Here is a 19,561-nt window from a genome sequence, read left to right on the forward strand (position 1 = left end):
GCCCTGATTTGCGCATTCGGTGCGCGAATCAGGGCCTTTCGGGTCGTGACGGCAACTGTTCTTGCGTGCAGCGTTCTTCGCCGCGGAAGCCGGAACCCACCCGGGGATGCCGGGTGGGTCCGCGAGCTGCGTTCAAGGCAAGCCGCTCAAACCGCTCAGGGCTGCTGCGCCGCGACCTGTTCCAGGGCTTCGCAGGTGAACACCTGGTAGCCCAGATCCTGGTGGTAACCGTGGATTTCGCGGGTGTCCAATCGGTCCATGTAATCCAGAATGCATATGGTAATGACCTGGCCGGGGACCAGCACCGGGAATCCCGGCGGGTACGGGGTGACGAATACCGCCGACACGACGCGTTCTCCGTTCACCAGCTGGGTGCGGATCTGCGCGGAGGACAGGAAATGCGTCGCCGGGTCCTGGTAGGTCAGGTAGTAGGCCGAGCGCATGTCCCCGCTTCCACCGCCTCCTGCGAATTCAGGAGCGAAGGCGCTGAAGTCCGGCAAGGGAATCTGTTCGGCCGCGGGCTTCTTGCCCAGCGCCAGCACTCTCCCATCCAGGCGGCGTTTGCGGTCCAGTTCCTCCGCGATCTTCACCAGCACCTCGATCAGGTGCGCCACGGCCGAACGGGTGGTGCCGATATTGGTCATCAGCAGCACCGAGGTGCGGCTGGTCTTGTTGACCTGGATCGAATGCCCATCCATCAGGTACTCGTGCTTGAACGTGTCCCCGTCCACGCCGGTGCGGCTGATGTCCAAGGTCAGGCGTGAGGGGTCGACCACGAACTCGTCTTCTGCCCAGGCTTCGTCCCAGGCTGCCAGCCCGTCGCGCACCGGGTTCTGCGTGGTGGACCGGCGGTACTTCTGCGGGATCAGGTCCGTCGAGTGCAGGATCTTGAAATACTTGCCCAGCAGCTCGTTGCGCGCCATGGCCCGCGAAATCGACTGCGCCAAATCGACCTGGCGCTGCACCAGCGCATAGCCTTCCAGCTCGGCCTGGCGCCGGCCGATATCCAGCGAGGCGAGGATCTGGTAGTTCGGCGAGGTGGAGGTGTGGGTCATGTAGGCCTCGCGGAAGGCGTTGAGGTTGCGCACCGCGAAGTCCTGGTCGTAGATGTGGATCATCGAGCCCTGACGCAAGGAGGTCAGAGTCTTATGCGTGGACTGGGTGGAATACACTCGCAGACGGACCTGCTCCGGATCCGGAATCAACCGGGTGTCCAGCCAGGCCTGGTCATTCTCCGGGTGCTCGATGGTGCCCGGTGCTGGAAGGGCCGCACGCTGCGTGGAGTAGCGCTGGTGGTAATCCGCGGTTTCCAGCTGCTTTTCCAGCACGGCCGCCACGGTCATGGCGGTGCGCTGGCGGTACACCGGGTGGAATCCTGCGAAGGCGAACCAGGCCTCGTCCCAGAGGAACACCAGATCCGGCTTGATGGCCAGGCATTCTTCCATCACCCGGCGCGGGTCGTAGATGATCCCGTCGAAGGTGCAGTTGGTCAAGGTCAGCATCTTGACCTTGTGCAGCAGGCCCTCGCGGCGCAGCTGCAGCAGCCGTCCCTTGATCTCCTCCAGCGGCACCGCCCCGTACATCGAATGCTCGTTGAGCGGGTAGGCCTCCAGGTAGCTGACGTTCGCCCCGGCGAGCACCAGCGAGTAGTGGTGGGACTTGTGGCAGTTGCGGTCCACCAGCACGATGTCCCCCGGAGCGAGAATCGACTGGTGCACGATCTTGTTGGCGGTCGACGTGCCATTGGTGACGAAGTAGGTGCGGTGGCTGCCAAAAGCCCGGGCCGCCAGCTCGTGGGCCTTCTTGATGGAACTTTGCGGGTCCAGGAGGGAATCGAGCCCGCCGGAGGTGGCCGAGGTTTCGGCCAGCAGCAGGTTCTTGCCATAGAAGTCCACCAGGTCCCTGGCCCATGGGGAGTTCTGCACCGAACCTGCACGGGAAATCGGCATGGCGTGGAAAACCCCGCCAGGCCGCTTGGCGTACTTCTGCAGCGCGTTGAAGAACGGGGTCTGGTAGCGTTCGAGCACTTCCGAGACAATCGACAGGTGCAGATCCATCCGGTCATTGCGCGAGAAGATCCGGCGGAAACGCCCGGTGATCTCGTGGGCAATCGATTCCAGGGCGACCCCGGCGATCAGGTACACCGGGACTTCAGGGCGCAGTTCATCGAGGATGTTTTCCAGATCCAGCAGGCCCTGGATCTGCCTAGTGGATTGGAAATAGCCTTCCATCCGCCGGGCAATGAAATTCTTGAGCGTCGAGGATAGCCGGCGGCGCGTGCGCACATCAAAGCGGGCGGTGAGCACGACGGACTGGATGCCGGGATTGATCAGGATCGCGGCCAAGGCATCTTCCACGCTGGGCACCACCACGAAGTTGTAGTGGAACGGATCGGTGCGCTGGCGCTGTTCGGCGATTTCTTCCTTGAAAAGCTCAATCTCCTCCGCCGGGCCATTATCCACCAGCAGGATTTCCACCATCGGTGCCTGCACCCTGGCGTTGCCAGGTGCACCGTTACCCAGCTGGGATGGATCCTGTTCCGCCTCGTCATGGCCTTCAAGGTCAATGTACTGGGTCAGCGTCCTGAAGGTCTGGTTCGCTTGGTAGACCAGCTTCATGGCATCTTCGTACTGCCCGCCGGACATGAGCCGGGAAACCTCGTTGAAGTATTCGATGCCGGGATTCGCCCAGTACGGTTCTATGGCTGCCAGCAGCCCCAGCAACCGGCCGGCCTCCAGTTCGTGCTCCGTGCGGCGGTCTTCCTCCTGGTATTCAGAAGAGATCTCGCTGAGCACATAGCCCAAGTGCTCCCACGCGTCCTTGCGTTTGCGCCACGCGCTTTCAGGCGTAGCCGTTCCCTGGTTCGTCCCGTAGGTCAACCTCTTGCTCACGGTTGCCGGTATTCCTTTCACCCCTGCAGCGTTAACTGGTTGTTAACAGCGCGAGCGAAGCCATGCCGCCCGGTATCGTGAGACTATGCCACTTCCGAAGCGGTTCCGAACCCTTGAGGCGATATTACGCATTATTATCGCCTTTCGGCGAAGTGTTCACTTGCCGTTCACCTTCCTGGGCCCAGCGGCGAACAGCGGCCAAAGACGAGTTGGACTCCAGTTGAATTCTGGTGCTGCACGACGCGGTTTCCTGGTCTGGTTCAGCTACTGATCAGCCGCCCACCGCGTTTGCGGGCGCTAACCACCAGAGAGGCCTTAACTTGCAGCATCGAGTTCCCCCAGGCGCTGTGGGAAATGAAGTCATAGAGCTCGGCCTGGTTGGCCACCGTCACGTCGACCACCAACTGGCAATCCCCGGCCACGGCCGCTGCATAGCGAACTTCCGGTCGGGTGGCGAGTCGCTGGCCCAATTTTTCGACTTGGGATGGCGTCGTCGAAACCCAGAGCAATGCCTCGACCGGCAACCCCACGGCCAGGGGCTCAACCAGGGCGCGAATGGCGATCTGCCCGGTGGATAGGAGCCAATCGATCCGCCGCGCAACAGAGGTCTCGCTCATCGCCACCCGGCGGGCAATCGACTCGAAGCTGGCTCTGCCGTCATCGTGCAAAGCATCGATGATCTGCTCGTCCTTGGAGTTGAGGTTCGGCTGGATGCGCCAGCTCGTGACATCCGGGTCCTTTTGCAAGGCAAGCTCTTCTGCGGGCTTCAAGGATCCCAGGCGCCACCCGCGGATCGTCTTGAAGTACTTCAACACCGGATACACGACAATCGACGAGACCCCCGGCGTAGCAGGCAGTTCCAGGGAGAGCACTTCGGTCACATCTCCGTTGTAGTGCATTTCCACGACGAGATCCTCCCGGCCAGTGACCTGGTAGGAAAAGCTGGTATCCGGCCGGGAAGACAAGGATTCACTGGCAATCCGCCCGGTGCCCGGGGCGCAAGTGCACGCGATCAGCAGCGAATGCTCGCGGTGGCGGATCGCTGCAACCGTAACCAGCCCATTCTCCAGCAACCACGCGCCATGGCGGGCGACCGAGCGTTCAGGCAGGTCAAGCACGGCAGCTATCTTCCGCCAGGTGGCTCGCCCGTCCACTTGGAGGGCGGCAATGATGCGGCGTTGCACCGTGCTCAGCTCGATCATCCGTTCCTCTGTTCTAGTCATCCAGCGGCGTCCCGCACCTCCTGGTTGGCCGTTTTCGGCCGGCCAATCGATGCATACTTCAGCGCGCGCCGGCCAGGCAGCTGCGCGGCATCTGTCGCCGCAAGCTGCGCAAGCGCCGTGGACACTGCCGCTCCGATTTCCAGCGAGAAGCGCTTCGGAGCGGTGGTCACATCATACTCCTCGGGGACGATCACCTGTACTATCCCCGCACGTCGCAGCGAGTATGCATCGGTTTTCTGGGCATAAGCCAACGGTGCGGCGTGCTCCGTGTCCCGGTACATGATCGCGCTGGCTCCCTCCGGCGGCAACGGGGAGAGCCAGGAGTTTGCTGCGGCTATGGAGATATCAGCCGGCAGCAAGGCAAGTGCGCCGCCTCCGGTGCCCTGGCCCAGCAGCAGCGAAACGCTCGGAACGCCAATGCCCACCAAGGTGCTCAGCGAGCGGGCAATCTGCCCGGCCATGCCGCCTTCCTCGGCCTCACGGCTCAGCGCCGCTCCTTCGGTGTCGATCACGGTGAGCATCGCTATGCCCAGATTCTGTGCCAGCAGCGCCCCCCTCCGGGCTTCGCGCAGGAAGGCAGGCCCCAGCGGATCGAGGTTTTCGGAGTGGTCTATCCGCGACCGGTCCTGGCCGATGACCACCGCCGGCTGGCCCCCGATGCGCGCGAGCGCCAGGTACATCCGCGGATCGCTTTCCCCTTCGGTGCTCCCGGAAAGCTGCAACGCATCGCTGGCGGCGTACTTGATGACGTGGCGCACCGAGGGGCGTCGGGATTTGCGCGTGGCGAGTATGGCATCCCACACCTGGGATTCGGTGAGTCTCCGGTCATCTGCCAAGGGGTAGCCGGCAATCGAGTCGATCAGATCTCCCGGGGCGATGATTGCAAGCACCCGGTTGACCAGCCCGCCCAGCTCATGGACCGGGACCACGGCGTCGATCAGCCCGTGCTTGTGGAGATTCTCGGAGACTTGCACTCCCTGCGGGAAGGGTTTGCCGTAGATGGTCTCGTACACGCGCGGACCAAGGAATCCCAGCAGGGCACCGGGCTGTGCGATGGTGATGTGCCCGGTGGATCCCCACGACGCCATAACCCCTCCGGTGGTGGGATGCCGCAGGTACACCAGGTATGGCAACCCGGCAGCAGAATGCGCCCTAACCGCGGCCGTGATGTGCACCATCGACACGAACGCAGGGGTTCCCTCCTGCATCCGGGTTCCGCCCGAGGCCGGGGAAGCCAGTACCGGCAGTCCCAATGCGGCGGCTTTTTCGAATGCCGAAGCAATCCTGCGGGAGGTGCCCTGGCCAATTGATCCGGCCAGGAATCCGAATTCGGAGAGGACGACGGCCACTTTGCGGCCATTGATTGTGCCGGATCCGGTCAGTACCGCTTCGTCGGCCCCAGAACGGCGCGCGGCTTCTTCCAGCTGGGCCCGGTAGGCGTCATCGGCAAAAGAATAATCCGCCGGCTCATCCCAGCTCTCGAAGCTGCCCACATCGAGCACCTGGTCGATCATGTGCTGTGCACTGATGTGCTCGATTTTCTCCTGCACCATACTCAACGCACCGCCTGCTGCGCGCGGGTCTTGAGCCATTCCCGGATCCGCTGCTCGTCATGGTTCAGCAGTGGCGGAGCGGAGTGCCCGGTCCGGGTGACTTCCTTGCCGCCCTCGAAGAACCGCAGCGGCGCGCCTGGGAGAGTCAGCTCCCCTAGCAACGGGTGCTGGACATTCAATGCCAGGCCTTGCGAGCGCACCTGGTCCCATTCGTACACCTCATCCAGGGTTCTGACGATGCCGGCAGGGACGCCGGCTTCACCGAGCATTTCCAGCAGCTGGCTGGTACCGTGGCGCTTGAACTTTTCTTCGATGGCTTCGATGAGCTCGTCACGCCGTTCGACGCGATGCTCATTGGTTTCGAACCCCTCGGTTGGCAGCTGGAATGCCGCCACCAGTGAATCCCAGAGCTTCGGGCTGCCCACGCTAATTTGCACAAAGCCATCGGCGCTGCGGAACAGTCCATAGGGCGCGATGGATGGATGGTGGTTGCCCTGGGCGCGCGGAACCTGTCCTGCAACCGTGCTGCGGGTGCCCTGAAAGGCATGCACTCCGATGATCGATGCGAGCAGCGAGGTGCGCACATGCTGGCCTCTGCCCGTGCGCTCGCGTTCCAGCAGGGCCGCCAGCACGCCGTAGGATCCATACATCCCGGCCAGCAGGTCTCCGATGGGAACGCCGACTTTCTGCGGGTCCTCCGGTCCGGAACCGGTCAGCGACATCAGCCCGGCCTCGCCCTGCAGAATCTGGTCGTATCCGCTGCGCCAGGCTTCAGGGCCGTCATGGCCGAAGCCGGAAATCGAGAGGGTCACGAGCTTTCCGTTAATCATCTGCAGGGCTGCATCGTCGAAGCCGAGCCGGTCCAGCACTCCGGGGCGGAAATTCTCTACCAGGACATCGGCCTGCGTCAGCAGGCTGCGCAGGGTCTGGATTCCGTCGGGGCTCTTCAGATCCAGGGCAATGGATTCCTTGTTGCGGTTGCACGAGAGGAAATAGGTCGATTGGCGGTCCTCCTCCGGCCCGACGAAGGGCGGACCCCAGCCTCGGGTGTCATCGCCGCCCTGGATATTTTCCACCTTGATTACTCGGGCTCCCAGATCGCCAAGCATCATCGTGGCATGCGGTCCAGCCAAGGCCCGCGACAAGTCGATGACGGTGTACCCGGACAGCGGTCCGGTGCTGTGCTGTTCCTTGTTCATATTTGCCTCTCTAGAATTCCGGTATCAGGCGCTGGCGGTCTTGACTGCATTGACGGCCACCGACTGCGGATCAGTGGCCAGAACCGGCATCACGTCCGCGAAGCGGTTCTGCTCCTCGTAGCCGGCAGCCCAATTGAGCAGCTGGGCGTCCTTGTAGTGATTCGCCGCCAGCTGCCATCCCACCGGAAGCCCGGACTCGGTGAAGCCTCCTGGCATGGCGATGACCGGCAGGCTCGTGGCCGAGAGCAGGCAGGCAGATCGCATCCAGTCCAGATAGGTCTCGGCGCGGGTTCCAGCGATTTGCTCAGGCCAGCGCTGCGCTGCGTCGAAGGGCAAGACCTGGGTTGCCGGGGAGAGGAACAGATCGTAGCGCGAGAAGTAGCGCTGAACTGCTCGTTCCAGCCGGGTTCGGGCCGCCATCGTCGAAATCATGGCTTCTCCGTCGAGGTCCGTCCCCTTCTTGACATTCCAGAGGACCTCGGGCTTGATCAGCGAGCCGTGGCTCCGCACTAGTCCGCCAAGATTAGTGGCGAAATCGAAGGCCCTGGTGTTGCCGAAGACTTCGTCGGCATCGGTAAAGTCAATGCACGCCTCTTCGACAATTGCGCCAGCGGCCTCGAAAACCGAGAGTTGGCGATGCAATACCTCTACGACCTCGCGCTCGATCGGAACACCGATCCCGAAATCGAAGCTATAGCCGATGCGGACTCCGCGCAATTCTGGTTCGGGAGTGCCGAAGTCGCTGGCTGAGAGCTTGTTCGGGGTCGGAAGCCTGTCGTCACCTGCGCTGGCTCGCATGAACAGCGCGATATCCTCCACTGTGCGTGCGATCGGTCCCGAACGGGCCAGCCAGGAGTAGGCATTGGATTCCGCCTCCAGCGGGATGACCCCGTAGGAGGGCCGGAAACCAATGACATTGCAGAAACTGGCCGGAATGCGCAGCGAACCGCCCATGTCTGAGCCGTCACCGAGCGGCTGGATCCTAGCGGCGACCGCGGCGGCTACGCCGCCTGAGGAGCCTCCTGCCGATCGATCCACCGCATAGGGATTCGTCGTGGTGCCGAACAATTCATTGAAGGTATGCGATCCGGCTCCGAATTCCGGGACATTGGTCTTCCCCGTCCTGATCGCGCCTGCTGCTGCCAGTCGGGCGATCTGCAAGTCGTCCTGCTCTGGGACGTTGTCCTTTAATGCCAGCGACCCCTGGGTGGACAGCAAGCCGGCGGTGTTGAACGTGTCCTTGTGCGTCATCGGCAGACCGTGGAGCACTCCAGTCGGCTCGTTTCCCGCCGTGGCTTCATCGGCCTTAGCAGCGAGGATTCGCGCGCGTTCGAAATCCGTGATGACCACGGCGTTGATTTGGGCGTTAACTTCATCGATTGCCTGGATATGGCTCTCCAAGGCCTCACGCGCCGACAACTCGCGGTTGCGGATCTTTGCCGTGAGCTCCGTGGCGCTCAATTGCTGGATCTCGTTCATGGCCGTGCCTTTCTAAAGGATGACTGCATTGCGATATGTGTCACAATCTTCCGTCTACGTTGACCGCAAATGGAATACTCCTCAAGAAAACTCGCCATTTTGGGGGATCTCGCCAAAAATATGGCTAATTCCGACATTTCTTGCCGAACGCCTCCAATAGGAGGAACCTTGAATTCAATGAGACCGGCATCACATCATGCTGGTGAATATCGAAGGAGTACCGATGCATTTCCCCCTTGCAGCCGGCGATCCAGTTTCAACTGACATCTGGGCCGTCGCCAACAGCCCTTTCCTGTGGTTCTGCGCTCTGGGCGTCTTCGCCGTGATCTTCGTCCAGACCATTCTCTATGTCCGTGCTGCCAAGGCCGCAGCACCCCATGTCGATATGCCCGTCCGCGAAGTCAAGGAAGCCTTCCGTGCCGGTGCCGTCGCCTCGATCGGGCCATCCCTCTCGGTGGTGCTGGTCGCCATCGCATTGCTGGCTCTGTTCGGAACGCCAGCCGTTCTTGTCCGCATCGGGCTGATCGGCTCGGCCTCCACGGAAACGGCCAGCGCCAACTTGGCAGCCCAATCCATGGGCTCGATGCTCGGCGGGGATACCTACACCCAACAAGTTTTCGCCGTGGCCTTCATGGCCATGAGCCTATCGGGAGGCATGTGGATGCTCTGCACCTTGCTGCTGACCCCGGTCCTGAAGCGCGGCGGCAAGTCCTTGGCCAAGCGCAACCCAGCGGCCATGGCCCTGATCCCCACCGCAGCCCTGCTCGGAGCGTTCAGCATGCTGACCATCGCCGAAATTCCCAAGTCCAGCATCCACATGACGCTGGTGCTGATCTCGGCAGCCTCCATGGCTTTGTTCCTCTTCTTGGCCAAAGTGCTCCAAGCCAAATGGCTCAAGGAATGGGCCTTGGGATTCGCGATCCTGATCTCGATCACCGCCGGCTACCTGATGCACACCGCATAGCGAATTAGAAAGGACAGAACCCATGAGCTCACCAGCAATGACCACTGCGGACGCCTCGATGGCCCGCTTCGAGCAGCAGACCACACGCTACGGTTCACTGACCATGACAGCCGGCTTGATCCTCTCGCTGCTCGGCCCGATCTACCTCGTATTCTTCACGGACCTCGACATCAGCCCTTCGATGATCTGGGTCGCCTTCGCCGCCGTCGCGGCCACCTTCGGAATTTTCTGGTTTGTCGAACCACTGACTTATTTCCCGATCCTGGGTTCGGCAGCTATGTACCAGGCCTTCATGATCGGCAATATCTCCAACAAGCTGCTGCCTGCCGCCATCGTGGCCCAGTCCGCGATCAATGCCAAGCCCGGCACCAGGCGCGGCGATCTGGCCTCGGTGATGGCCATCGGCGGCGCGGCCACCGTCCACCTGACCAGCCTGCTGGTCTTCGTGGGGATCTTCGGGTCCTGGCTGGTCTCGATCATTCCAAACGACATGATCGAGGTAGCCCGAATCTACATCTTGCCCTCCCTGATGGGAGCGGTACTTGTCCAGGCCATCGTCGCCATGAAGCAGGTTCGCCCGACCATAGTTGCCATCGTGCTGTCGCTGACCATGTATTTCGTGGTCATCCCGCTGGTTCCATCCTTGGCCCTGTTCGGCACAGCCCTGGTTGTGCTCTTCTCCATCATCGTTTCGTGGATCGTGCGCGATCGCAAAGCAGTCCACACGCCCGTTGCTGACTAAAGGAGTCACTTTGAATACCCAACCCTCTGGCGCATTGCAAACCGTCCTGACTGGCGAGCAAGCCGAGCTCATGCACGAAATGTATCGCCACCTGCATGCCAATCCCGAACTGTCCATGCAGGAACGCGCGACCGCCGCTTATATCGGCAAGCAACTCGACACCATGGGAATCGAGAACTTCGTCTGCGGCGGTACCGGCGTCGTCGGCATCCAACGCAATGGCGAGGGGCCTGTGGTAGGCTTCCGCGCCGATACCGATGGCCTGCCCATCGCGGAAGATACCGGAGCCAGTTATGCTTCGGAAGCTCGCGGCCAGCTGGCCGATGGCACTGACGTCCCGGTCATGCACGGATGCGGTCACGACACCCATGTCACCGCGGCGCTGACCGCCGCTGCCCGGCTCGCCGAGCAGACGGGGGCGTGGAACGGAACCATCGTGTGGATTTTCCAGCCCGGCGAGGAAACCAGCGCTGGTGCCAGGGCCATGCTCGAAGACGGACTGTGGGACAAGGCCCCGGTACCCTCGGTCATCCTCGGCCAGCATGTCTTTCCTTTCGCCGCGGGCTCGGTGGGCCTGACCAGCGGCCCCGCCATGGCAATGGCTGATTCGCTGAAGGTGACGCTGCACGGCAAGCAGTCCCACGGCTCACAGCCGCAGGACTCCATCGACCCGATCGTCCAGGGCGCGCACACGATCACGCGCCTGCAGAGCCTGGTTTCGCGGGAATTGCACCCTCAGACTCCTGCGGTGCTCACCTGCGGCTCGTTCCACGCCGGGTTGAAGGAGAACATCATCCCGGATCGCGCCGAATTCACCTTGAACATCAGGACCTTCGATGAGCAGACCCGCACCCAAATCCTGGATGGGGTCTCACGCATAGTGAGCGCCGAAGCCGCCGCGTCGAATGCTCCGGCACCTGAGATCGAAACGCTGAATTCCTTCCCCAAGCTGCACAATGATCCGGGCCACACCGAGCAGGTCAAGGAGGCTTTGAGCCGGGAACTCGGGGAAGGCAAAGTTGTCGACCTGCCCGCTGCCATGGGATCCGAGGATTTCGGGGCTCTGGGAGATGAGATTTCGGTGCCGTACGTCTACTGGTTCTTCGGCGGGTTCCTGCCCCGTGACGAGGCGCCACCGGTGAACCACTCGCCGTATTTTCTGCCTGATTACGAGCTTTCCCTGGCAACAGGGGTTCGCGCCGCGCTGGCGGGCCTGGGGCATTACCTGGCCAGGTAGCGGACTCCGGTTCCCAAGTCGATCACGCCGCCGGCGGCATGCCAAGGCCCGGGTGGAGGAACACTCGTTCCGCCCGGGCCTTCGGAATGTTCTTGCCGGTTTGGCTATAGCCGGGTACGCCCATCGAGGTAGGCGCCGAGCACCTGCAGCACACCGTGCTCGAGGTTGGAAGGCGCGGTGAAGTTCGCAGCTTCTGCCACCACCGGATGCGCATTGGCCATGGCGAAGGAGTAGGTGGCGGCCTTGATCATTTCCAGGTCATTGGGGTAGTCGCCGAAAACTGCCGTTTCATCCGCGCTGATTCCCAGCTTGTCCTGCAAGGCTGCCAGGGCCAGTCCCTTGTGCACGCCGTGGTTCATGGCATCCACCCAGTGGCTGCCGGAGATCACCACCTGCAGCGGCACCTGCAGCGCTGCCGCCATTTCCTGCACGGCGCCGGTGCCGACGTTGACGGCCATCTTGATGATCTCGTCCTCGACCTGGGCCAGGTCGTCAACCACCTGCACGGCGCGGTAGTACGGGGCCACGGCGTTGGCAAACCGTTCATCGGCGCGCTCCACATAGGCGGTGCGGCGTCCGCACAGCACCAATCCGGCGTCCAGCGCGGCTTGCCCGCGCACGGCCTGGATCACGGCGGCTACCGATGGCGGATCGATGATGTTGGAGTAGATCTCATTCTCGCCGTGCATCACGACGGTTCCGTTCTCGGCAATGATCGCGATCTCCCCCAAGGGGGCGAACTGCTCGCGCAGGGTCGCGAACTGGCGCCCGGAAGCTGGCACGAACTTGATGCCGCGGGCCTGGAGCTTGTCGATCACAGCCCACGATGCCTCGGGGATCTTGCCTTCGCCGTCCAGGAAAGTGCCGTCCATGTCGACGGCGACGAGCTTGATCTGGGCCTTCGGGTCAATCGTATGCATAGGTTCCTAGTTGCCGGGTTTCAGCGCGCGATGCGCAGCGCCCAGTACCCCGGCGGCGTTGTTGAATTGGGCAGGCACGATCCTGGCTCGCAGTTCCAGCTGCGGCAGGAACTTTTCGTGGTCTTCGGAGATCGCTCCGCCGATGATGATCAAATCCGGGCTGCACAGGAATTCCACGTGGGACAGGTAGCGTTGCAGGCGGGCGATGTACTGCTCCCAGCTGAGGTTTTCCTCGTGCATGACTCGCGCGGCGGCCTTGCTCTCGGCATTGAATCCGTCGATTTCGAGGTGGCCGAATTCGACATTCGGGAAGAGCACGCCGTCGCGGAAGAAGGCCGAGCCGATGCCCGTGCCCAGGGTCAGCAGCAAGGTGCTGCCCTTGACCGGCTTGCCATGTTCGGCTCCGGCACCCGCGTAGACCTCGGCCACGCCGGCGGCATCCGCGTCGTTGAGCACAAAGACGTCGCGGCCCAGGATCGCACTGAAGGTGGCGGTGACGTCCAAGCCGATCCAGGCCTTGTCGATATTGGCCGCCGAGTGCACGACGCCGTCGATGACGATGCCAGGCACGGTGACGCCAGCGGGGATTCCTGCCAGCTCGTCGCCGGTGAGCTCCTGCAGGTCGGCAACGATGCCCGCCATCACCTGGGCGACAGCATCCGGATGCGCGCCCTCAGGGGTAGCTGCCTTGCTGAAGGTGCTCTCAACAAGCTTGCCGTCGGTCCCAACCAATCCGTACTTGATCGACGAGCCGCCCAGATCAAGCCCGATGGCAGCGAACTGCGACGTGGATGCCGATGCGTCAGATGGTGCCATCAGTGGTCTCCCCGGTGAAGCAAATAAAATTTTAAGGACTCTTTACAATATATAGCTTGGATCACTTTGGTCAACGTACCCGGTAGTTTTCCCATAAGTTGGCCAAGGCCAGCTCCCGGGCGCCGGCCAAAGCGCCGCGTGCCGCGGCCTCGGTTCCCAAGGTGGAAAGCTGAACATGAACCGGTTTGGGCAGCAAGCTGTTCAGTTCGCTTTCCAGCGCCGCGCACAATTGAGGCGTGAGCCCCGGGCCGATGGCCACCACTCGCTGCGGATCGACGAAGCCGATCAGGTTGGCCAGGACACGGCCGAACGGGGACAGGAAGGCTGGCCAGTTCCGTTCATCGGCCAGTTTTTCCCAGAGCACGCGGGTCTGGAACATCCCGGCCTCGCCGAGCGCATCGCGCAGGTTCGCGGTGCCTACCAGCTGGGTCTCCAGCTCGCCGGCGGTGCCGTGCTTGCCGCGGTGCAGCGCACCGTCGATGACCAGGCCTGCACCCAGGCCGGAACCGATGTAGATCATCATCAACGAACCGGCCAGCTCCCCGGCTTCGGCCAGGGCCATCCAATTCACGTCGTTATCCAGCAGCACCGGAACCCCGCCGGCGAACTGGCCGGCAAGGTTGGCCCCGGAGGAAGGGAAAATCGGGGTGGCCAGGACTCGCAGCCCGCCATCGCGCTGCACCGGGGCTGACTGGCTCACGGCCCCGGCCAGCAATGGGGAGCCGAGCTCAGCGGCCACGCGGGAGATCTCGCGGGCTCCCATTTGCTCTACCTGCGCGGCGGTGGTTTGCGCCGTCAGCGGGTAGAAGCGGTCCACCAGCGTCTTTCCGGCCAGGTCGGTGGCGCGGACCTGCAGGAATTCTGCCTGCAGGCACAGTGCCAGCAGGTGGCCGAAGCCGCTGTCCAGCGCATAGTGCTCGGGAACGCGGCCGCGCTTGGGCTCGTTGTCCCGCTCGATGGCCGAGGCCAGGCCGTTCTCCTGCAGGCGCGAGATCGCCTGCGATGCGGTGGGCTTGGAGATCCCCAGATCCGCAGCGATCTGGGTACGGGTCGCCGGGGCTTGGCAAAGGTAATCGAATACCCGGATGTCAGTCAGCGTTGCCAGGGCACGGGGCCCCGCAGTGGAATCAGTCACCTACCAATCCTACTGGCCTTCTGCCCTGATTTCAGGGCAGAAGAACTTGGCGCACCGACCGTCCCTCGGCTAGTGCATCCAGGGCGTCGTTGACCTCGGCCAGCGGCCTGGTTTCCACGAGTTTCTCCACAGGGAGCTTGCCGGAGCGCCAGAGCTGCTCGTAGTAGGGAATATCCTTCTTCGGCAGGGCAGAACCCATGTAGCTGCCGATGATCGTGCGTGCTCCTGCGGTCAGGCCCAGGGGATCGATGCTGCTCATCGCGCCCGGAGCCGGAAGCCCCACGGTCACCAGGGTTCCGCCCACGCCGGTGGCCTGCAAGGCGGTTTCGAAGGCACGCGGATGCCCCGCGGCCTCGATCACGATTTCGGCGGTGCGCTGCCCCAGGGCCTGCGGCGTGCAGGCTTCATCGGCGCCCAATGCCAGCGCGGTGGCCAGCTTGTCCTCATTGGCGTCAACGGCCAGGATCCTGCCGGCGCTCCTTTGCCCCGCGGCCACCAGCAAGGCGGCCATGCCTACCCCGCCCAGGCCGACGATGGCAACATCCTGGGCGCCGGTTGCCCCGGCGGCGTTGCGCAGTGCACCGCCGCCGGTGAGCACCGCGCAGCCTAGCACCGCGGCCACTTCAGCAGGAACGTCCGCGCCCACCGGGATGAGGCTGCGCGCATCCATCACCGCATAGTCGGCAAAGGCCGAGACGCCGAGGTGGTGATGGACCGGCTGGTCATCGAGGGCCAACCGGCGAGCGCCGGTCAGCAGGGTCCCTGCTCCGTTGGACGCGGTGCCGGCGCTGCACGGCAGCTTGCCGCCCTTGGCGCACGCTTCGCATTGCTCGCAGCGGGGCAGGAAGACCGAGATCACCTGCTGGCCGATGTCCAGATCCACCCCATCACCCACCTGCTCGACGATGCCTGCTGACTCGTGGCCCAGCACCATCGGCAGCGGACGAGGCCGGTTCCCGTCGATCACCGACAAGTCCGAATGGCACAGTCCGGCCGCGGTGATGCGCACCAGCACTTCGCCGGGCCCGGGTTCTTCCAGTTGCAGCTGGCGCATCGCCAGCGGCCGGTGCTCGGCATAGGGCCGCTGGTTCTCCCGGCGCTCAAGTACCGCGGCATGGATCTGGCGCATGCTCAGCCCGCGGTTGGCTGGTTGGCTTCGGCCGACTCCGGGTTCCACCCGCGCACGCCACCTTCTGGCAGCAGGTTCTTCACGATCAGCGAGCAGTCCTTGTCACCCAGCCCCTGCTCGATCAGTTCGTCGAAGTGCTCGCGGGCCAACCTGGCTGCCGGCAGCTGCACCCCGGTGCTTGCGCCCGCGTCCAGGGCCAGCCCGATGTCCTTGCAGGCCAAGTCGGTGCGGAAGGTGGCCTCGAAATTGTTGTTCGCCGCGGCGGTATCGATGATGCCCGGCACCGGGTACCAGGTCTGCTGCGCCCAGGAGCGTCCCGAGGAGACCGAGGCGATCTGCCAGAAGACTTCCGGGTCCAGGCCCAGGGCCTCGGCTAGCTGGGAGCCTTCGGCGCTGGCCATCAGGTCGATGAACAGCATCATGTTGTTGCAGATCTTGGCGGCAATGCCCATGGAGGGGCCCCCGGCAACGATGGTCTTCCCGCTCATCGGGGCGATGAATCCGGTGGCCTGCTCCATCAGTTCTGGTGCCCCGCCGAGCATGAAGGCCAGGGTTCCGGCCGCGGCTCCGGAGATGCCGCCGGAGACTGGGGCATCGACGAAGTGCAGGCCGCGCTGCGCGGAGCCCGCGTGGATGTAGCGGGAAGTCTCGATGTCCACCGTGGAGGAATCCAGCAGCAGCATGTCCTTGCTGGCGTTGGCCCAAATGCCGGCGTCACCCTCATAGACCGCGCGCACGTGCGCTCCCTTGGGCAGCATGGTGAACACGGCGTCGGCCTGGTCCATGGCTTCGGCGATCGATCCGGCTATCTGGACTCCGCCGTCGGCCGCGGCGGCGCAGGCCTGCTCGTCCAGGTCGTAGCCGCGCACGGTGTGCCCTGCGGCCACCAGATTCGCGGTCATCGGTCCGCCCATGTTGCCCAGGCCAATCCATGCGTACGTGCTCATCTGCACACCCCTCGTCCTTGAGTATTGTCCTTGTCAGGCCAGCGTAGGGTGCGCGGCGTGCCAGACTCAATGCACTTGGGCACGCCAATTGCGCAGGCCTAGTGTGCGCTAGCGCACACGAGGCATGGCAGACTGTGGACCATGGACCGTCAGATCGATTACCGCCATCTCGAATCCCTCATTGCCCTGCTGACCGTTGCGCGCCTGGGCCGCTACACCGCCGCCGCGAATGTTCTCGGGGTGAACCACTCGACGATTTCCCGTCGCATCGACGCACTGCAAAAAGCCATGGGCGGCCACCTGCTCACGCGCTCTCCCAACGGCTGGGAACTGACGGACCTGGGGCGCCGGGCCATGTCCAGCGCGGAAGCCATCGAGCAGGCCGTGGAAGCCATCGGCTCCCAGAAGGAGACCGGTGCATTGGCCGGCCATGTGCGCGTCGCCGCTCCCGACGCCTTCAGCGCCCACCTGGCGGCTCCGGCCCTGGCAAAGCTCCAGCTAAAGCATCCGCAACTGGTCTTCGAGATCGTTTCGGAAACCACCCGTGCACGGCAGACGCGGACCGGCATGGATTTGGAGATTGTCATTGGCGAACCCAGCGTCCGCAAGGCGGCCTCCACGAAACTCCTGGATTACGAGCTGCGGCTCTACGCCACGGCCGAGTACCTGGAAGCCCACGGCACCCCGGCACAGGTTGCCGATCTGGCCGGGCATAGCCTGAACTACTACATCGACACCGCGCTGACGGTGGACAAGCTCGACGAGGCCACCGCCGCCTTGCCGCCGATGCACCGCGCGATTTCCTCCACCAGCATCGCGGTGCAATATGCGGCCACCATGAACCATGCAGGCATCGGCTTGCTCCCCACCTTCCTCTCGGAGCACTACCCGAATATGGTTCCCGTGCTCCATGACCAGTTCACCTACCAGTCCGAGTACTGGCTGGTGGGACGCGAAGAAGCCTTGCGCAGCCGCGCGGTCCAGGAGACGGTGCGCGCGCTCAACGATGCAACCACCGCCGGAGACTGGTTCATCCCGCCATTCCCGGCGTACAACTTGTCCTCCGGCTAGGCGCCCTTCACCGTGGCCCGTCCGGTTCCCAGTCCACGATGGCCTGCAGCAGCTGCGCCACTGATCGGGCGCTGTCCAGCCGGAGCACCGGACGGGCTTCGTCATCCAGCCAGGCCTCATGGCGGGCGCGGCTGCGTCCGCTGAAGTCCGGGTCATCGTAGCCAGCTGCCCACGCCATGAATTGTTCCAGGGCTCCGAGTTCCAGGGATTGCCCGCTCAGGCGCTGCTTCTCGCGTTCTGCAAGACGGCGCAGGCGCACTTGGGGATCCAGCGCCAGGAAAACGAAGGCATCGCACTGCGACAGGACTTCTTCTCCCCATCCCTGCACTGATCCGGACAGTACCCAGGCTTTGCGCGGAACGAAGACCTGGTTCATGAGCATGGTTCGGGCAGCCGGCGCACGCTGCTCGCGGTATGGCGGAGCGGTCGGAACCCAGAAGTAGTCGTCGCTATCGGCATGCGGCACGGACCAGGCATCGGCCACGGCGCGCGCGAGGGTCGTGGTGCCACTGCCGCTGGCACCGAAGATATGCAGCCTGCACCGCTTCATCCAGAGCCCCGGCGGCAACTGTGGCTACTTTTCATCATTCTTCCGGCTGCTCCGGCGCCGCCCGTATGAAGCGCAAGCGGCAATGAAGCCAACACCGAACAGGAACGCCAACAGGTACTCAATTCCCATCTGCCCGTGCACCTCGCAATCGCATCATGCTGGGGGCAGTGATGTCCACTCAAACCCCATCCTTCTTGGCTGCCAGACTCGCAGATCGGCAACGACGGCGCAAGCCGATGGCCCGCCCGCAGGTCGCTGAACACGCCCAAGACCAGCCCCTTTCATGGAGCTGGTCTTCGGCGTCGTGCTGGATCTTGCGGCTTACTTCTGAATCTTCAGTTCGTCGCGGGCGGCCTTTTCGCCGTTCACTGCCAGCCGGTCCGCCTCGTCGATCTCACCGAGGTCCAGCCCCTTGGTTTCCTTCATGAAGAACACCGCCACCAGGGTGACCAGGGCGGCGAACACGATGTACCCGGCCACCGGAACCCAGGATCCGTAGACCTTGAGCAGGAAGGTGGCGATGATCGGGGCCATGGACCCGGCCACGATCGAGGTGACCTGGTAGCCCAGCGAGACGCCCGAGTAGCGCATGCGGGTCGGGAACATCTCGGCCATGATGGCCGGCTGCCCGGCGTACATCAGCGCGTGCACACCCAAGCCCAGCACGATGGTGGCCAGGATGACCGCATCGTTGGCGGTATTGAACAGCGGGAAGGCCGCCACGCCCCAGACGGCCATGAGCACCACGCCGGTGGCGTAGACCGGGCGGCGGCCGAGGGTGTCGGTGAAACGGCCGACGATCGGCACCAGGATCGCGTGGATCACGTGGGCAATGAGCATCAGGCCAAGGATCGTGGAGGTGTCCATGTCCAGCTGGGTGGCCATGTAGGTGATGGAGAAGGTCACCACCATGTAGTACATGATGTTCTCGCCGAAGCGCAGGCCCATGGCGGTGAACACCCCGCGCGGGTAGCGCTTGAAGACTTCGCCCACGCCGTAGCCGGCAGCCGCGTTCTGCTCCAGCTCAGCCTTGGCCTCCTTGAAGATCGGGGCATCGGAAACGCGGGTGCGGATGTAGTAGCCGACGACCACGATCACCACCGAGAGCCAGAAGCCGATGCGCCAGCCCCACGCCAGGAAGGCCGCTTCGCTCAGCGTTGCCGAGAGCACCAGCAGCACCACGGTGGCCAGCAGGTTGCCCACCGGCACTGCGGCCTGCGGCCAGGAGGACCAGAAGCCGCGTTCCTTGTTCGGCGCGTGCTCGGCCACCAGCAGCACCGCGCCTCCCCATTCCCCGCCCACGGCGAAGCCCTGGGCGAAGCGCAGCACGATCAGCAGGATCGGTGCGGCATAGCCGATGGAGTCGAAGGTGGGCAGGCAGCCCATCAGGAAGGTGGTTGCGCCGACCAGCACGATCGCCACCTGCAGCAGGTGCTTGCGTCCGTACTTGTCGCCGAAGTGGCCGAAGACGATGCCGCCGATGGGGCGGGCAATGAAACCGACCGCGTAGGTCAGGAAGGCCTTGATGATGTTATCCAGATCGTTGCCGGTATCCGGGAAGAAGATCTTGTTGAAGACCAGGGTTGCCGCGGTCGCGTAGAGGAAGAATTCATACCATTCGACGACGGTGCCAGCCATGGAGGCTGCTACGACCCGGCGCAATCCCTTGCGCTCGGCCTTCGATGACGTTTCGCTTGCCACTGTG

Annotated in this window: 16 protein-coding genes; 4 read left to right on the forward strand and 12 right to left on the reverse strand. The window is 63.6% G+C overall.

The genetic code is table 11. The annotated features are described in order from the left end of the window. Positions 1-155: 155 nt before the first annotated feature. The 5 genes from CQ012_RS16655 to CQ012_RS16675 form a co-directional block, all read right to left on the reverse strand. Positions 156-2,891 (reverse strand): aminotransferase class I/II-fold pyridoxal phosphate-dependent enzyme, encoded by a 2,736-nt coding sequence (locus tag CQ012_RS16655; protein WP_105662684.1) that lies wholly within the window; start codon positions 2,889-2,891, stop codon positions 156-158. Between the two features lie 260 nt (positions 2,892-3,151). Next, positions 3,152-4,114: an Lrp/AsnC family transcriptional regulator gene (locus tag CQ012_RS16660; RefSeq protein WP_286134385.1), complete on the reverse strand. Its 963-nt coding sequence runs from the start codon at positions 4,112-4,114 to the stop codon at positions 3,152-3,154. Further along, positions 4,111-5,667 (reverse strand): carboxyl transferase domain-containing protein, encoded by a 1,557-nt coding sequence (locus CQ012_RS16665; RefSeq protein WP_105658882.1) that lies wholly within the window; start codon positions 5,665-5,667, stop codon positions 4,111-4,113. The genes CQ012_RS16660 and CQ012_RS16665 overlap by 4 nt, the downstream gene beginning before the upstream one ends. Positions 5,668-5,669: 2 nt before the next feature. Next, positions 5,670-6,866, reverse strand: coding sequence for a CaiB/BaiF CoA transferase family protein (locus tag CQ012_RS16670; protein WP_105658883.1), 1,197 nt, complete (start codon positions 6,864-6,866; stop codon positions 5,670-5,672). Between the two features lie 24 nt (positions 6,867-6,890). After that, entirely contained in the window at positions 6,891-8,345 is a 1,455-nt protein-coding gene (locus CQ012_RS16675; protein ID WP_105658884.1) for an amidase, read from the reverse strand. Between the two features lie 223 nt (positions 8,346-8,568). On the opposite strand from CQ012_RS16675, the gene CQ012_RS16680 reads away from it, so the two are divergent. From CQ012_RS16680 to CQ012_RS16690, 3 genes are all read left to right on the forward strand, one after another. Further along, entirely contained in the window at positions 8,569-9,309 is a 741-nt protein-coding gene (locus CQ012_RS16680) for a DUF5058 family protein (protein WP_105658905.1), read from the forward strand. Between the two features lie 22 nt (positions 9,310-9,331). Next, positions 9,332-10,051: a hypothetical protein gene (locus CQ012_RS16685; RefSeq protein ID WP_105658885.1), complete on the forward strand. Its 720-nt coding sequence runs from the start codon at positions 9,332-9,334 to the stop codon at positions 10,049-10,051. Between the two features lie 70 nt (positions 10,052-10,121). Next, positions 10,122-11,288 carry an amidohydrolase gene (locus tag CQ012_RS16690; RefSeq protein WP_105658906.1) on the forward strand — a complete coding sequence of 389 codons (1,167 nt, stop codon included), beginning with the start codon at positions 10,122-10,124 and terminating at the stop codon, positions 11,286-11,288. 104 nt (positions 11,289-11,392) lie between these two features. On the opposite strand, the gene CQ012_RS16695 is transcribed toward CQ012_RS16690, so the two are convergent. The 5 genes from CQ012_RS16695 to mmsB form a co-directional block, all read right to left on the reverse strand. Beyond that, positions 11,393-12,208 (reverse strand): Cof-type HAD-IIB family hydrolase, encoded by an 816-nt coding sequence (locus CQ012_RS16695; RefSeq protein WP_105658886.1) that lies wholly within the window; start codon positions 12,206-12,208, stop codon positions 11,393-11,395. Between the two features lie 6 nt (positions 12,209-12,214). Then, entirely contained in the window at positions 12,215-13,024 is an 810-nt protein-coding gene (gene ppgK / locus CQ012_RS16700) for a polyphosphate--glucose phosphotransferase (RefSeq protein ID WP_105658887.1), read from the reverse strand. Positions 13,025-13,094: 70 nt separating this feature from the next. Further along, positions 13,095-14,159, reverse strand: a complete 1,065-nt coding sequence (locus tag CQ012_RS16705) for an ROK family transcriptional regulator (protein ID WP_105658888.1) — start codon at positions 14,157-14,159, stop codon at positions 13,095-13,097. 31 nt (positions 14,160-14,190) lie between these two features. Further along, a complete protein-coding gene (locus tag CQ012_RS16710) occupies positions 14,191-15,288 on the reverse strand; it encodes an alcohol dehydrogenase catalytic domain-containing protein (protein ID WP_105662685.1) in 1,098 nt (365 codons plus the stop codon). Positions 15,289-15,290: 2 nt separating this feature from the next. Continuing rightward, positions 15,291-16,235 carry a 3-hydroxyisobutyrate dehydrogenase gene (mmsB, locus tag CQ012_RS16715; RefSeq protein WP_105662686.1) on the reverse strand — a complete coding sequence of 315 codons (945 nt, stop codon included), beginning with the start codon at positions 16,233-16,235 and terminating at the stop codon, positions 15,291-15,293. 141 nt (positions 16,236-16,376) lie between these two features. Between mmsB and CQ012_RS16720 the strand changes: the two genes are divergently transcribed. Continuing rightward, on the forward strand, positions 16,377-17,306 hold the full coding sequence (locus tag CQ012_RS16720; RefSeq protein ID WP_105662687.1) for a LysR family transcriptional regulator: 930 nt from the start codon (positions 16,377-16,379) through the stop codon (positions 17,304-17,306). A 7-nt stretch (positions 17,307-17,313) separates the two neighbouring features. Here CQ012_RS16720 and CQ012_RS16725 read toward each other — a convergent pair whose 3' ends face one another. Beyond that, on the reverse strand, positions 17,314-17,856 hold the full coding sequence (locus CQ012_RS16725) for a P-loop NTPase family protein (protein ID WP_105662688.1): 543 nt from the start codon (positions 17,854-17,856) through the stop codon (positions 17,314-17,316). A 321-nt stretch (positions 17,857-18,177) separates the two neighbouring features. Then, positions 18,178-19,557, reverse strand: coding sequence for an MFS transporter (locus CQ012_RS16730; RefSeq protein ID WP_105662689.1), 1,380 nt, complete (start codon positions 19,555-19,557; stop codon positions 18,178-18,180). Positions 19,558-19,561: the final 4 nt, after the last annotated feature.

Origin of the sequence: Arthrobacter sp. MYb214, assembly GCF_002979865.1 — a bacterium.
Lineage (GTDB): Bacteria > Actinomycetota > Actinomycetes > Actinomycetales > Micrococcaceae > Glutamicibacter.

Coding starts and splice junctions, on each gene's coding strand:
- CQ012_RS16660 (WP_286134385.1), bottom strand. CDS start 4,114: ATGACTAGAACAGAGGAACGGATGATCGAGCTGAGCACGGTGCAACGC.
- CQ012_RS16665 (WP_105658882.1), bottom strand. CDS start 5,667: ATGGTGCAGGAGAAAATCGAGCACATCAGTGCACAGCACATGATCGAC.
- CQ012_RS16670 (WP_105658883.1), bottom strand. CDS start 6,866: ATGAACAAGGAACAGCACAGCACCGGACCGCTGTCCGGGTACACCGTC.
- CQ012_RS16675 (WP_105658884.1), bottom strand. CDS start 8,345: ATGAACGAGATCCAGCAATTGAGCGCCACGGAGCTCACGGCAAAGATC.
- CQ012_RS16680 (WP_105658905.1), top strand. CDS start 8,569: ATGCATTTCCCCCTTGCAGCCGGCGATCCAGTTTCAACTGACATCTGG.
- CQ012_RS16685 (WP_105658885.1), top strand. CDS start 9,332: ATGAGCTCACCAGCAATGACCACTGCGGACGCCTCGATGGCCCGCTTC.
- CQ012_RS16690 (WP_105658906.1), top strand. CDS start 10,122: ATGCACGAAATGTATCGCCACCTGCATGCCAATCCCGAACTGTCCATG.
- CQ012_RS16695 (WP_105658886.1), bottom strand. CDS start 12,208: ATGCATACGATTGACCCGAAGGCCCAGATCAAGCTCGTCGCCGTCGAC.
- ppgK (WP_105658887.1), bottom strand. CDS start 13,024: ATGGCACCATCTGACGCATCGGCATCCACGTCGCAGTTCGCTGCCATC.
- CQ012_RS16710 (WP_105662685.1), bottom strand. CDS start 15,288: ATGCGCCAGATCCATGCCGCGGTACTTGAGCGCCGGGAGAACCAGCGG.
- mmsB (WP_105662686.1), bottom strand. CDS start 16,235: ATGAGCACGTACGCATGGATTGGCCTGGGCAACATGGGCGGACCGATG.
- CQ012_RS16720 (WP_105662687.1), top strand. CDS start 16,377: ATGGACCGTCAGATCGATTACCGCCATCTCGAATCCCTCATTGCCCTG.
- CQ012_RS16725 (WP_105662688.1), bottom strand. CDS start 17,856: ATGAAGCGGTGCAGGCTGCATATCTTCGGTGCCAGCGGCAGTGGCACC.